Annotated in this window: 12 protein-coding genes and 1 tRNA gene; 7 read left to right on the forward strand and 6 right to left on the reverse strand. The window is 60.4% G+C overall.

Going from position 1 to position 13,442, the window contains the following annotated elements; all coding sequences use genetic code 11:
* The first annotated feature begins 39 nt into the window (after nt 1–39).
* Both N005_RS00995 and N005_RS01000 read left to right on the forward strand, forming a co-directional pair.
* Nucleotides 40–2,463: an autotransporter family protein gene (locus N005_RS00995; protein ID WP_047698595.1), complete on the forward strand. Its 2,424-nt coding sequence runs from the start codon at nt 40–42 to the stop codon at nt 2,461–2,463.
* Nucleotides 2,464–2,763: 300 nt separating this feature from the next.
* Nucleotides 2,764–3,669, forward strand: coding sequence for an autotransporter domain-containing protein (locus tag N005_RS01000; protein WP_047698597.1), 906 nt, complete (start codon nt 2,764–2,766; stop codon nt 3,667–3,669).
* 220 nt (nt 3,670–3,889) lie between these two features.
* On the opposite strand, the gene N005_RS01005 is transcribed toward N005_RS01000, so the two are convergent.
* Together N005_RS01005 and N005_RS01010 are read right to left on the reverse strand one after the other, a co-directional pair.
* Entirely contained in the window at nt 3,890–4,165 is a 276-nt protein-coding gene (locus N005_RS01005; RefSeq protein WP_047698598.1) for a type II toxin-antitoxin system RelE/ParE family toxin, read from the reverse strand.
* A complete protein-coding gene (locus N005_RS01010; RefSeq protein ID WP_047698600.1) occupies nt 4,165–4,437 on the reverse strand; it encodes a CopG family ribbon-helix-helix protein in 273 nt (90 codons plus the stop codon). The genes N005_RS01005 and N005_RS01010 overlap by 1 nt, the downstream gene beginning before the upstream one ends.
* Nucleotides 4,438–4,654: 217 nt before the next feature.
* On the opposite strand from N005_RS01010, the gene N005_RS01015 reads away from it, so the two are divergent.
* A complete protein-coding gene (locus N005_RS01015) occupies nt 4,655–6,280 on the forward strand; it encodes an NADP-dependent glyceraldehyde-3-phosphate dehydrogenase (RefSeq protein WP_047698602.1) in 1,626 nt (541 codons plus the stop codon).
* Between the two features lie 6 nt (nt 6,281–6,286).
* On the opposite strand, the gene N005_RS01020 is transcribed toward N005_RS01015, so the two are convergent.
* A complete protein-coding gene (locus N005_RS01020; protein ID WP_047698604.1) occupies nt 6,287–7,180 on the reverse strand; it encodes a DMT family transporter in 894 nt (297 codons plus the stop codon).
* Between the two features lie 133 nt (nt 7,181–7,313).
* On the opposite strand from N005_RS01020, the gene N005_RS01025 reads away from it, so the two are divergent.
* Nucleotides 7,314–7,751, forward strand: a complete 438-nt coding sequence (locus N005_RS01025; RefSeq protein WP_047698606.1) for an Lrp/AsnC family transcriptional regulator — start codon at nt 7,314–7,316, stop codon at nt 7,749–7,751.
* A gap of 61 nt (nt 7,752–7,812) precedes the next feature.
* On the opposite strand, the gene N005_RS01030 is transcribed toward N005_RS01025, so the two are convergent.
* Entirely contained in the window at nt 7,813–8,484 is a 672-nt protein-coding gene (locus N005_RS01030) for a Bax inhibitor-1/YccA family protein (protein ID WP_041022045.1), read from the reverse strand.
* Nucleotides 8,485–8,607: 123 nt separating this feature from the next.
* On the opposite strand from N005_RS01030, the gene N005_RS01035 reads away from it, so the two are divergent.
* From N005_RS01035 to N005_RS01045, 3 genes are all read left to right on the forward strand, one after another.
* Nucleotides 8,608–8,695: transfer RNA gene (locus N005_RS01035), tRNA-Ser, on the forward strand.
* A 124-nt stretch (nt 8,696–8,819) separates the two neighbouring features.
* A complete protein-coding gene (locus tag N005_RS01040) occupies nt 8,820–9,674 on the forward strand; it encodes a prohibitin family protein (protein WP_047698608.1) in 855 nt (284 codons plus the stop codon).
* A gap of 272 nt (nt 9,675–9,946) precedes the next feature.
* Nucleotides 9,947–11,740 (forward strand): DAHL domain-containing protein, encoded by a 1,794-nt coding sequence (locus N005_RS01045; RefSeq protein WP_047698609.1) that lies wholly within the window; start codon nt 9,947–9,949, stop codon nt 11,738–11,740.
* 387 nt (nt 11,741–12,127) lie between these two features.
* Here the strand turns inward: N005_RS01045 and N005_RS01050 are convergent, their stop codons facing one another.
* Nucleotides 12,128–12,319: a hypothetical protein gene (locus N005_RS01050; RefSeq protein WP_047698611.1), complete on the reverse strand. Its 192-nt coding sequence runs from the start codon at nt 12,317–12,319 to the stop codon at nt 12,128–12,130.
* Nucleotides 12,320–12,408: 89 nt separating this feature from the next.
* Nucleotides 12,409–13,308, reverse strand: a complete 900-nt coding sequence (locus tag N005_RS01055) for a polysaccharide deacetylase family protein (protein ID WP_047698613.1) — start codon at nt 13,306–13,308, stop codon at nt 12,409–12,411.
* Nucleotides 13,309–13,442: the final 134 nt, after the last annotated feature.

The raw sequence follows: 13,442 nt of genomic DNA on the forward strand, positions 1-13,442 counted from the left end.
AACCGGCGTTCCCCGAATGCCGATGCAGAGGGATAGCACATGAGCTCGCACGATCATGGTTTCAAGCGGCTGTTCAACGCCTTGTGGGTATCGACCCCCTTCCTGTTACCCGTTCCTACCGCCATGGCTGCCTGTACGCTGACGCCTACCGCCGGTAATGACAGCTATGTCTGCGACAGCGGCACCAGCCCCGGGCTGACGGATCTTTCTGGCAACAACAGCCTGACCATGCCCACCAATGGCAGTGGCATCATTCAGGGCGACGTCACCTTTGACGAAGGCGTCGATCGCATCGAAATCCACGCCAACGGCGTGATTGACGGTGACGTGAGCCAGGGCTCGGAGGCCGACGACTTTCTCATGACCGGCGGCCGTATCCTGTCGCTGTCCCAGGGTGATGGCCTCGATACGTTCACCATGTCCGGCGGCACCATTGTCGATGCGTTCGAAGACGGCGATATCGCGCATATGAGCGGCGGTACGATCGGCCGGGTCGATATGAAGCTCGACGACAACCTTTTCGACATGTCGGGCGGCCAGATCATCGGTAACCTGGTGACCGGCTTCGGCCAGGACACCATCATCCTGTCGGCGGGACGCATCGGCGGCAACGTCAGCGTCAGTGGCGGCAATGACAGCATTACCATCAGCGGTGGCGAAATCATCGGCGAGGTCCGCGCCAGTGCCGGCAATGACCAATTGCAGTGGAGCGGCGGCCTGCTGCATTCCGCCGTCCTGATGGGCGACGGCAATGACACGACGTTGTTACGCGGTCTCGATGAAACGACGCTTGCCGTAACACCAAGCCTGAATGGCGGGTTGGGCCAGGACATCCTGACCCTTGAAGGCAGCTCTTCCAGCACGGGCGCCCGTTACGTCAACTGGGAGAACGTCAACCTTACCCAGGGTTCACGCCTGGATCTGAATGACGCCCTGGTCCTGGGCGACAGCGCCACGGCCACGGGCACCCTCACTCTCGACAGCAGCAGTGTGTTGACCTCGACCCAGGGCAGCCTCACACCCTTCACCGCCGGCCAGTTGGCAACGCTCAACAACGGTGGAACGGTGGACCTGACCCGAGACAATACCCGCACCAACGACACCCTCACCGTGCAGGGCAACTACGTCGGTACCAACGGCCAGCTACGCCTGCAATCGGTCCTGGGAGCCGATGACTCGCCCAGTGACAAGCTGGTGGTCAATGGAGGAACGCTGACAGGGACCACCGCCATCACCGTGACGAATGTGGGGGGCGCGGGCGCGCTGACCACGCAAAACGGCATCGAACTGGTCCAGGCCCAGGGTGGCGCCATCAGCGACAGCGGCGCTTTTTCGCTAGCCAATGCAGTGTCGGCCGGCGCCTTCGATTACCGCTTGTTCAAGGGCGGCGTGAACGGCAATGACAACAACTGGTACCTTCGCTCGACGGTGGTCGCCGGACCGGTGGCGGCGCCCAGTCCGAGTTTGCCGGCGTTGCCGGCAGCGGTGCCGGGCGCCGCGCCCATTCCCTTGTACCGTCCGGAAGTGCCCACCTGGTCGGTATTGCCTCCCGCAGCGGCGCAACTGACCCTGATGGCCCTGGGCACCTTCCATGACCGCCAGGGCGATCAGCGCCTGCTCACCGAAACCGGTTCGTTCGGCGCGGGTTGGGGGCGAGTCTATGGCAAGGATCTGGACCAGACCTGGGCCGGTACGGTCTCGCCCAGGTTCGACGGCTCCATCAAAGGCTTCCAGGTGGGCAATGACCTGTACAGCGCGCCGATGTCCGGCGGCCAGACCCAGCGCATCGGTTTCTTCGTCGGCCACACCGAATTGAACGGTAATGTCGACGGCTTCAACCTGGGCTTCCAGGGCCGCCGCGCCGGCAAGATAGAACTCGACGGTGACAGCTACGGGCTCTATTGGACGCTCACCGATCCCTCCGGCGGCTACGTCGACGCGGTCGTGATGGGCACCCGGCTGGACGGCGACAACCGCTCCGACCGCGGTCTCAAGATCGACAACCGTGGACACGCGCTGACCCTCTCCGCGGAGGCCGGCTACCCATTCGCCGTGGCCACTGACTGGGTCCTGGAACCCCAGGTCCAGGTGATTCATCAGAAAATCTCCCTGGACACCCAGGACGACGGAGTCTCCAGGGTCGAGTTCAATTCCGACAGCGCCTGGACCGGCCGTCTCGGCGCCCGACTCAAGGGCCGTTATCAAGTCAGTGGTATGCCCGTCGAGCCGTATCTGCGGGCGAACCTGTGGCACACCTTTTCCGGCACCGACTCAGTGACGTTCGACAATACCGAACGGGTCGAAACCCAACAGCGTGCCTCCACTGCCGATCTGGGTGTCGGCGTGATCGTAAGCCTGGCCCCCTCCGTCAGCGTCTATGCCAGCGCGGACTACAGCAACAATCTGGACAGCAACCAGCAACGCAGCGTGGCGGGCAATCTGGGTATGCGGGTTAGTTGGTGACCCAGCGCGACCGCCTCCGACGGTGATTTGACGCCAATCAGGCTCATCGATAACCGAAAAAAAATCAGTTATTTATCGGGCCTGATTTCATATCGCCATTCATCGCACAGTTTCTTGACGCGATGGCATCAATCTTCTTGACTACACCGTACTACCCCCGGAAACACAGTCAGGGGCAGGCCTCGGGAACCCGTTGCGGCGGGCTGCCCGAGACTTGCCTCAATCCATTCGGTCGCCCCTCATTCGGGGTAGGAGAGACGCCCTAAGCGAGAGACGCATGCGATTGCAAGGCAGACCCCCATGAGAACTTCTCCCCGCCCACAAGAAATCACCACCACCTTCTACACCGTGTCGACTTCGTTGTTGCTCTGCTCCTCCATGGAGGTCATGGCCTGGCCCGTCGAGCAATCCTGGTATGGCCGAACACCCTCCGACAACCCGAATGCCACCCTCTTCAACGCCGACTCCGTATCCGACAAAGGCCCCGCCTTGTTCACGCTTCGCAACGACAACGGCCATACCCAGCGCGTGGGCCTGATCGGTGGCCAGAGCCAGATCATCGCCAACGTCGGCGGCGTGTTGGTCAGCCCGGCCATGGCCGAACCGGGTAAAGACGCGCTGAACTTGCAGGGAACGAACCTGGGCGCTTACTGGAGCCTGACCGGTCCCGACGGCTGGCACGTGGACCTGAGTGCCAGCGGCGGCCGGGTCAACGGCTACAGCCGTACCGAACAAGGTCAGCGCCAGGCGGCCGAAGGCCACGCCGTCACGCTGTCGGTCGAAGGCGGCTTTCCCATCGGCATCAGTGACAATTGGGTGGTCGAACCCCAGGCGCAGTTGATCAACCAGCGCATAACTCTCGATACGGATAACGCCGAGGATGGCAGCCGCAATGCACTGAGTACCTGGAGCGGGCGTGTGGGGGCACGGCTCAAAGGTACTTACGAAGTCAACGGCCTGGGCGTGGAGCCCTACGTGCGGACCAACCTGTGGCACACCGTCCAGAATGCAGACACCCTTTCCCTGGACAAGGTCGACAAGATCAGCAGCAGCCGCAAATCCTCCACCGTCGAGCTGGGCTTGGGCCTGGTGGCGCGGGTCACGCCCGTGGTGAGCCTGTATGTCAGCGCCGATTACAGCAGCGACGTCGACGACAACGACCTCAATGGCGTGATTGCCAGCCTGGGCGTACGGATGCGCTGGTAAAACACTGCATATGGGCCGGCAAACGGCTGCCGGCCCATGCCACTAGTGTCCTATCTCGGAAATACGTTCTTTTTTGGCGAGTGGCTTGGGTGTTCGGCCAAGGCGCCGCGACGAGTCATAGCAGGGCTATGGCGAGGAGTGGCAACGTCGGCCGGGCACCCAAGACGCAGCCAAAAATGAACAGCTTATTTCCGAGACAGGACACTAGCGTTTAGCGATGCTATCGGTTCTCGCGTGTATGCCACAGGCGCAGCAGGTAAAGAGTGGAACTCACTACTTCATAGCGCATCTCGTAGTGACCGATCTGTATTCGGCGCACATCGCGAGGCTCAAACTCTTCCAGGCGTTCGCCTATGCGCGGATTGTCCAGCAGCGTGGTTGGCGCTGCCGTAAGTTGCTGTACCGTTCGTGCGGCCGCGGGCTGATTCACCGCAGCCAGAAACTCATACAGCCTGGCAAGGTCGGAAAGCGCCTTGCTTGTCCACTTCAACTCCATCAGCGCGGTACCGGCAACGGAGTGTCGGTACTGAGGCTATCCGCCCAGGCCTGGATAGCTTGATGGTCAATTACACGGCCAGCATCAACGTCAGCCAAGGCTTCGCGGGTCAGGCGACTACGTTCTTCTTCCTGGTCGATCCAAGCGGATAGAGCCTGTTTGACGATCCAATTCTTGGAGCGCTCCAGGCGTTCAGCCATCAAGTCGACCTTTTCGGCGAGTTGCACAGGGACGTGAGCCGTGACGGATCGGGTTTTCGTGGGGATTGCCATAACGGGGCTCCTGGTCGCTACGTCTTCTGAATTGGATGTCACCGGATCCGGCGACGGAATGATTGCAGATTTTCCGCAGCGCCGCGTCAATTCGATTTATAGTTAATCATAATGAATAACGGTATACCGTCAAGCGCACCGCCAGTTGAGCTATACCCATATTCCGATCAGTACGCCCTTCAGCACCTGAGCGATAAATCCCAGATGGAGTAACGACATGACCACAGCCAACCTCCTCGCCAATCTGTTTCCCCGTGCCGCCGATATCCCCCAGGCCTATCGCCTCGAAGAGCGGATCGAGCAGCGTGAATACCTGGTCGATGGCGTGCTGAAGACCTGGCCGGGACCGCTGGCTGTCGTGCGCAGCCCGGTGTACCTGGCCGGTGAACAAGGCGATGAACAAGTGGTTCTGGGCAGTACGCCGCTGCTCGATGCCGAAACCGCCCTCACCGCCCTGGACGCCGCCGTCCGGGCTTACGACCGTGGCCAGGGCCTGTGGCCGACGATGCGGGTGGCCGAGCGCATCCGTCACGTGGAAACCTTCCTGGCGCGCATGCGCGAGCAGCGCGAGGCCGTCGTCAAGCTGCTGATGTGGGAGATCGGCAAGAACCTCAAGGACTCCCAAAAGGAGTTCGACCGCACCTGCGACTACATCGTCGACACCATCAATGCCCTGAAGGAACTCGACCGACGCTCCAGCCGTTTCGAGCTGGAACAGGACACCCTCGGCCAGATCCGTCGCGTGCCCCTGGGCGTGGCCTTGTGCATGGGGCCCTACAACTATCCGCTGAACGAAACCTTCACCACCCTGATCCCCGCCTTGATCATGGGCAATACCGTGGTATTCAAACCGGCCAAGCTCGGCGTCCTGCTGGTGCGTCCGCTGCTGGAAGCCTTTCGCGACAGTTTCCCGGCGGGAGTGATCAACGTGATCTACGGCAGCGGCCGGGAAACCGTCAGCGCCTTGATGGCCAGCGGCAAGATCGACATCTTCGCCTTCATCGGCACCAACAAGGCCGCCAGCGACCTGAAGAAGCTCCACCCGCGCCCACACCGCCTGCGCGCCGCCCTGGGGCTGGATGCGAAAAACCCGGGATTGGTGCTACCGGACGTCGACCTCGACAATGCCGTCAGCGAAGCTCTGACCGGCTCGCTGTCCTTCAACGGCCAGCGCTGCACGGCGTTGAAAATCCTCTTTGTCCACGAGGACGTGGCACCGGCGTTCATCGAGAAATTCAATGCCAGGCTCGCCAATCTCAAGCCGGGCATGCCGTGGGAGGACGGTGTGGCGCTGACGCCGCTGCCCGAGGCGGGCAAGATCGATTACCTGCGTTCCCTGGTGGACGACGCAGTGGCCAAGGGTGCGACGGTGACCAACGCACACGGCGGCGAATCCCGCAGTTCATTCTTCTACCCCGCCGTGCTCTATCCGGTGAACACCGCGATGCGGGTCTATCACGAGGAGCAGTTCGGCCCGGTCGTGCCCATCGTGCCGTATCGCGACCTCAATACGGTGATCGACTACGTGCTGGAGTCCGACTTCGGCCAGCAACTGAGTATCTTCGGCACGCATCCGGCCGAAGTCGGCAAACTGGTGGACACGTTCGCCAACCAGGTCGGGCGCATCAACATCAATGCCCAATGCCAACGCGGGCCGGACACCTTCCCGTTCAACGGCCGGAAAAATTCGGCCGAGGGCACTTTGTCCGTGCACGATGCGTTGCGTACCTTTTCGATCCGCACCCTGGTGGCGACCAAGTTCCAGGAGAGCAACAAGGCGCTGATCAGCGACATCATCCGTGAGCGGGACTCGAACTTCCTGACCACCGATTACATCTTCTGACCCGCATTACAGCAGGGCTGGACGGCGTGCCTTGATGCCCCAGCCCTGCTGCATCCCCGCGCCCGCCAGCAGGATCGCCGCCACCCCCAGCCATTGCAGCGGTTCGAGGCGATGGCCGAAGGCGAACCAGTCGACGAAGATCGCCGCGATCGGATAGATGAATGACAGTGCGCCGGTGATTGCGGTCGGCAGGCGTTGGATCGCGCTGTACAGCAACACATACATGACCCCGGTGTGGACCATGCCGAGGGTGACGAGGCTGGCCCAGCCCGCGGGCTGTTGCGGCAAGGCCGAGAAGTTCGCCCAGGGCGCCAGCAGCAATACACCGGTGCTGACCTGCACCAGCGCAATCAAGTGCGGCGGCGTGCCGGTCAAGCGCTTGATGATCAGCGCGGCAATGGCATACAGCAGCGCCGCCCCGAGTGCCAGGGCGATGCCAGCCAGATACTCGCCGCTACCCTGCCCTTGTTCACCGTGGGCACTGACAATTGCCAGCATCCCGAGAAACGACACCATCAGCCAGAACAGCTTTTGCGCGGTGATTTTCTCCCCCAGGAACAGCGCCGCCAACCCCACCAGCATGAACGGCTGGACGTTGTACACCGCCGTGCCGATGGCAATCGAGGCTCGCGAGTAAGAAGCGAACAACAACACCCAGTTGCCAACGATCGCCACCCCGCTGAGCACCGCCAGCAGAAATGTCGTGCGGGTCAGGATGTCCCGGCGTAAAAAACCGAAACCGGCGCAAATCAGCAACAAGGTGGCCGCGCCGAACACGCAACGCCAGAACACCACATCCAGCACCGGCAGGCCGGAAACCAGCACGAACCAGCCTATGGTTCCGGAAATCAGCATGGCGGCGGTCATTTCCAGCGAACCGCGACGTAAGGTCTTGTCCATCATCAGGCTCCTTCAGCAAGTGGGCACAGTATGACAAGCCGGCGAAGGGGTTCTCCATGGGCCGAAAAAGGCTAAACTGCCGTTCGACCTTTTTTATCAAGGCAACTTCAGGCATTCGCCTAACGGAGTCGAAATGACGGACGATATTGACCAGATTCTCATCAGTGCGCTGATGGAAGATTCCCGGCGCTCGCTCAAGGCCCTGGCAAACCTGAGTGGCCTCTCCTCGCCCAGCGTGGCCGAACGCCTGCGACGGCTTGAAGAGCGCGGCGTGCTCAGGGCCTATACCGTCGAGGTGGACCCGAAGTGCTTCGGCTACCAGCTCCAGGCCATTGTCCGCATCCGCCCGTTACCGGGGCAGTTGCAGGAAGTGGAACGGCAGATCCAGACCATCGCCGAATTCACCGAATGCGACAAGGTGACCGGCGAGGACTGCTTCATTGCCCGGCTGCATGTACGTTCCATGGAACAACTGGACACCTTGCTGGACAAGCTCAACGTCCTGGCCGAAACCAATACCGCCATCGTCAAGAAGACCCCGGTCAAGCGACGTCTGCCACCGATGATGTGAATCGAGGCAGAAACGGGGACGAAAAAAAGCCCGCCGAAGCGGGCTTTGAAAACGTGTGCGATCAGTCGTCGCGGCCCATAAGGCCAAATAGCTGCAGCAGGCTGACGAACAGGTTGTAGATCGATACATACAGGCTGATGGTCGCCATGATGTAGTTACGCTCGCCGCCATGGATGATGGCGCTGGTCTGGTACAGGATCATCAGCGCGGAGAACAGTACGACACCGGCGCTGATTGCCAATTGCAGGCCGCTGATCTGGAAGAAGAAGCTGACCAGCATCGCACCCACCAGCACGAAGAACCCGGCGGTGAGGAAACCACCCAGGAAGCTCATGTCCTTGCGGGTGATCAGCACATAGGCCGACAGCCCACCGAACACCAGTGCGGTCATGGCGAAGGCCGAGCTGACCAGTTCAGCACCGCCCTGCATCTTGAGGTACAGGTTGAGGATCGGGCCGAGTATGAAACCCATGAAGCCGGTCAGGGCGAACGCCGAGACCAGGCCCCAGCCCGAATCACGAAGCTTGTTGGTCAGGAAGAAAAGCCCATAGAAGCCGATCAGCACCACGAACACGTTCGGGTAGCCGACATGCATCTGCTGGGCGACATAGGCCATCACACCGCTGAAAGCCAGCGTGAGTGCCAGCAGGCCATAAGTGTTGCGCAGGACACGGCTAACCTCTAGCTGCTCGGCCTGCACGCTGTTGTTCACTGCGTAATCCTGTTCGCGCATGGCGACACTCCTCCGGTTTGAAACATTCAGTGGCAAGGATCATAACAGACGCCCTGTAACAAGCTACGTAGAGAGTTTGACAGTGTGTTTCATTCGGGTATTATGGCGCCCGCAACGCAATACGGAGGTGTGGCCGAGTGGTTTAAGGCAACGGTCTTGAAAACCGTCGACTGTAACAGGTCCATGAGTTCGAATCCCATCGCCTCCGCCATATTTGTACGTCAAAGCCCTGATCATTCAGGGCTTTTTCGTGTCTGGCGTTCAGAAAGCAGCTGTCGACTTCAGTGCCGGATCCGGCACATCGCAACCCCAGCCCACTCTCAAAGGAAAGAACAGTGACCAGCAAAACCATCGGCTCTCTTGTTGCAGCAATCGTGGGCGTCGTCCTGCTCTGCGTATTCTTTGGCAGTTGGTACACCGTCGACGAAACCGAACGCGGCGTGCTGCTGCGCAACGGCGCGCTGGTCGGGGTCGTGGAGCCGGGATTGTCGTTCAAGACGCCCTTCATCGAGTCCGTGCGACTGATCAGCGTACAAAGCCAGGTCACTTCCTATGAAGACCTCCAGGCCTACAGCAAGGATCAGCAATCCGCCCAGTTGAAGGTGTCGGTGTCCTGGCACATTGCGCCGGCGGACGTGGCGAAGGTCTACAGCCAGTTCAAGGATATCGAAGGTATCCGCGACCGGATGATCAGCCGGCAGGTACCGACCCAGGTAGAGAACGTGTTCGGCAGGTTCAATGCCGTGGCCGCCGTGCAGAACCGCGTCCAGCTGGTCAACGATATTTCCAGCGCCATCAAGTCCACCATCACCGGCCCGGTGATCATCGACAGCGTCCAGGTCGAAAACATCGATTTCAGTGACGCCTACGAAAAAGCGATCGAAGCGCGCATGGCAGCGGAAGTCCAGGTCAAGACCCGCGAGCAACAGCTCGCCACCGAGCAGGTCCAGGCACAGATTCGCGTGACCCAGGCCCAGGCCGAAGCCGACTCGCAGATCGCCCAGGCGAAAGCGGATGCACTGGCCACGGAACTGCGTGGCAAGGCCGAAGCCGAGGCGATCAAGGCGCGGGCCCAGGCCCTGGCCAGCAACCAGAACCTGGTGGAACTGACCAAGGCCGAGCGCTGGAACGGGGTCTTGCCGACCACCGTGCTGCCCAATGGCGCCCTGCCCTTCATCGACACCAAGTAATCCCGCTGGCGCGGCCTGCCCTGGCCGCGCCTGTTTCGCAACGTCTGGAGCCATTCCCCCCGCCAGCATCGCTCCATCCCGTTAGCGCTACACTGGCCTGAGTGACTGTTCACCGCCAGCAGGGAGCTCAACGTGTACCCAGGCAAAAGCAGGCCAGCGCGCCCATCAATCCGCTCAATACAGCCTCAGTCCATCGTTCCACGCCCTGAAACCCTCGCCCGCCCCGTAAACCCGGCGACTCCGTCGATCAACATCCCGGACAGGAGAACAGCGTGACCACCACTATCCAAAAATATAAGTGGCCTGCCTTGTTGGCCGTCGCACTGGCCGTTTTCTCAGCCTTGATATTCTTCCTGATCAAGTCCTATACCTACGACACCACGACCTATTTCGAGTCCCGCGATTTCATCCGGCAACTCAAGCAGTCCGACGCCAACTGGAACGTCAAGATTCTGAGGAAAAAGATCGGCGTCAATAACAACCTGTCGCTGGTCCCACCGCCGGAAGCAGGCAGCCGCTGGGAGCAACTGGAACGGCTCAACAACACCGGCCCCTTGGCCGCCCTTTGGAACTCCAGGCGCCAGGGTTATGTGGATGCGATCAAGAACAAGACCCTGCTGGTGGAAGAGTTCGAACGGCACAATGCGAACTTGCGCACGGCCCTGGACGCCTTGCCCACGGCCGAGGATGACATTCAGACCCGGCTCAAGGAATTGCAAATGGGCAGTGCGACGGAGCGCCTGACAGCGGCTTCCAACGTCCTTGAACTGACCTTGACGACCATGGAGTACGCCGCCTATGTCACCTCGGACAAAGCCAGGGAAGTAGAGAGTCAATTAAGCGAGCTGGAAAACTACATCCGCCAATTGCCCGCCCCCTATCAGCCTCCCTTTGTCACGCTGACGCAGCATGTCCGATCGATTATCGAAGAGCAGCCGATCGTCAATGATCTGCTTGACCGCATCAACGTGATTCCGGTGGCCCAGGAGCTGGACAACATCAATGAACTGTTGAATGAGACACAGCGCCGGACCGCCGCAACGGATCGTCAATACCATATCTACCTGGCCGTATGCGCCAGTCTCATGGCATTGCTGATGATTTACCTGGCGGTGCGACTGGTGCGCAGCTACGCCGTTATCAACCTGATCAACCATGAGTTGCAGTCGTCCAATGAGCGCCTCGAGGAACGGGTCGAGGAGCGCACCCGCGAACTGATGGAGGCCGAGCGCGAACTCGTGGACGCGGCGCGGATGGCGGGCATGGCCGAGATTGCCACGAACGTATTGCACAACGTCGGGAACGTCCTGAACAGCGTGAACATTTCCGCTGAGCTCGTTACCCGCAAGTTGAAGAACAGCAGGACACTGGGACTCGGAAAAGCGGTGAAGATGATGAATGAACACGCCGAAGACCTTGGCCAGTTCATGACCCTCGATGAAAAAGGCAAATTGCTTCCCCGTTACTTCAATGAGCTGGTCGACTCCATCGCCGCCGAGCAGGCACTGCTGATCGACGAACTGGCGCAATTGACCAAGAGCGTCGACCACATCAAGGAAATCGTCACCACCCAGCAATCCTATGCCGGGGCGGCCCGGCTGATCGAGCCGCTCAATGTCAGTGATTTGTTCGAGGACGCGTTGCGCATGAACTCGGGCGCACTGAGCCGGCATCACGTCACGGTCATCAAGGACTATCAGGATGCGCCCACGATCATGGGCGATAAACACCGGCTGCTGCTGGTGCTGATCAACCTGATCAGTAATGCAAAATTCGCAATGTCCCATGTTGCCGAACCACGGGAGATGACCTTGGGTATACGGATCGTCGACCGGACAACGTTATGCCTGAGCGTCAAGGACCGCGGCGAAGGCATTGCCCCGGATAATCTGGCGCGCATCTTCAACCACGGGTTCACCACTCGCAAGGATGGTCATGGGTTCGGCTTGCACAGCTGCGCCTTGGCAGCGGTCGAAATGAATGGCCGCCTCCACGTCCATAGCGATGGACCTGGTCAAGGCGCCCTCTTCACCCTGGAAATTCCACTGGAACTGGCACGGCCTTGAAAAGCCTGGTGTAGGGCAAGCGATTGGTGGTGAATGTGCCGACGCCATCGCGAGCAGGCTCGCTCCCACAGGTGCTTGCTGGAAGCCAGGATTGTGTGATCGCGCAGAACCCTTGTGGGAGCGAGCCTGCTCGCGATGGCGGTGGGTCAGTCAACATCAACGCAAGCAGGCCCACTGCTATCGCGGGCAAGCCCTAATGCCAGTCATTACGCCACAAACCTGTGGGAGCAAAGCTTGCTCGCGATAACGACAGACCAGTCAACATTGGTGCTGACTGACTTACCGCAATCGCGAGCAAGCTTTAATCCCAAAGGCGTTGCGCCGTTTGATCCTTAACTGACAGGCATCAGGGCAAGCCCGCTTCCACAGAGTTAACGTCCAGCGCAGTTATTTATCGTTCATCGTCCGCGCCTCGCGGCTTCTCCTGGCCGGCAACGCCGCCGCATAAGCCAGCGCTTCTTCACGCGAGGCGAAGGAACCCAAGCGGTCAGCCTGGGTACAGACCCGCCATGGGCCGCTGTTTACGCTGAGGACGTCATATCCGTTGATGTGCATTTTCGTCAGCATTGCGGTACTCATCGTCAACCTCCTTCGGTATGGACCAAGGGTTACAGCGTCTACCTTACACTCAGTTGCGCCAGGGTGCCGACCGAACGTCGCAACTTGCATCAGTGAGAATCCGAGTCCCAGAGCCAGTTCCACAGGCCGGGCAGGCGCTCCGGCTGGCCGCTTTCCTTGACCGTACGCGCCATGGCGGCCCGCTCCAGCGCCTGGCGATCGTCATAGAACGGCTTGGCGTCGGTCCTCACGCCCGTGGCACTGGCGCTGTCGAGCAGGATCTGCAGGTATTCCCGGGCGTGTCGGGCGGTATAGCGATTGAGGTCGTGGAACGTCACCACCACCGGAATCACGCCATCGACTGCCGGCAATTGCCCGGCAGCGATGCGCTCGCGCACCTCGGAGAGCTGGCGGGTCAGGTTGATCCGTCGGCGCGGACTGACGGTGATTCCCCAGATCTTGCCGTCGTTGGCGCTCAGGTCGGTGAGCAGCACATGCATGCCATGCCGTTGATAGGCCGCGAAGGTGCGCCGGTCATAACTCCAGAATGGCGGCCTTACCAGGAGGGGCGGCGCACCGGTAATGGCAGCTATGTCGGCCCCACCGTCAGTGAGCGACTGCTCCAGATCCTCGGGACTCAGGAAGCGATGATTGGTGTGCCAATGGGTAGCCGTATGAAAACCCAACAGGTGACCTTCGCTCTGCTCACGGTGCATCACCGATCGACCGATATCGCTATCGCCGGCGCGCCAGGCACGGGTCTGGACAAAGAACACAGCCTTGATCCCGGGCTGCACCGGGTTCTGCGCAAGGGCATCCAACACATCAATACTCGGATTCCAGAAGGACGATGCGCTCGGCCCGTCATCGAACGTCAGCAGGAAACGGATCGGGGGCTGTTCGCGCAAGCGTTGCTCGGTTTGCGCAGTCAATTCGATGGGTGATCCGATGCACCCCGACAAACCGCTGGCGAGGACTGCAATGACCAGCGCCCTGGCGATGTTTTTCATGTTCTGCCTTTATGTAGTACCGCACTGCTACGCCTCCGCTCCCTGGCGCATGATGTTTGAAGCCCACCTTGGAGAAGGTTAACCGGGTTTGGTTCCTGGCGGTGAGCATTGCTTCGTTTCGCTTGTCGTAGACC

Source organism: Pseudomonas mediterranea CFBP 5447, from assembly GCF_000774145.1.
Classification (GTDB): domain Bacteria; phylum Pseudomonadota; class Gammaproteobacteria; order Pseudomonadales; family Pseudomonadaceae; genus Aquipseudomonas; species Aquipseudomonas mediterranea.

Bases quoted from the DNA above. Each gene is read 5' to 3' on its own strand.
- N005_RS01015 (WP_047698602.1), top strand. From the start codon at position 4,655: ATGACCACAGCCAACCTCCTCGCCAATCTGTTTCCCCGTGCCGCCGAT.
- N005_RS01005 (WP_047698598.1), bottom strand. From the start codon at position 4,165: ATGGAGTTGAAGTGGACAAGCAAGGCGCTTTCCGACCTTGCCAGGCTG.
- N005_RS01010 (WP_047698600.1), bottom strand. From the start codon at position 4,437: ATGGCAATCCCCACGAAAACCCGATCCGTCACGGCTCACGTCCCTGTG.
- N005_RS01050 (WP_047698611.1), bottom strand. From the start codon at position 12,319: ATGAGTACCGCAATGCTGACGAAAATGCACATCAACGGATATGACGTC.
- N005_RS01025 (WP_047698606.1), top strand. From the start codon at position 7,314: ATGACGGACGATATTGACCAGATTCTCATCAGTGCGCTGATGGAAGAT.
- N005_RS01000 (WP_047698597.1), top strand. From the start codon at position 2,764: ATGAGAACTTCTCCCCGCCCACAAGAAATCACCACCACCTTCTACACC.
- N005_RS00995 (WP_047698595.1), top strand. From the start codon at position 40: ATGAGCTCGCACGATCATGGTTTCAAGCGGCTGTTCAACGCCTTGTGG.
- N005_RS01020 (WP_047698604.1), bottom strand. From the start codon at position 7,180: ATGGACAAGACCTTACGTCGCGGTTCGCTGGAAATGACCGCCGCCATG.
- N005_RS01055 (WP_047698613.1), bottom strand. From the start codon at position 13,308: ATGAAAAACATCGCCAGGGCGCTGGTCATTGCAGTCCTCGCCAGCGGT.
- N005_RS01030 (WP_041022045.1), bottom strand. From the start codon at position 8,484: ATGCGCGAACAGGATTACGCAGTGAACAACAGCGTGCAGGCCGAGCAG.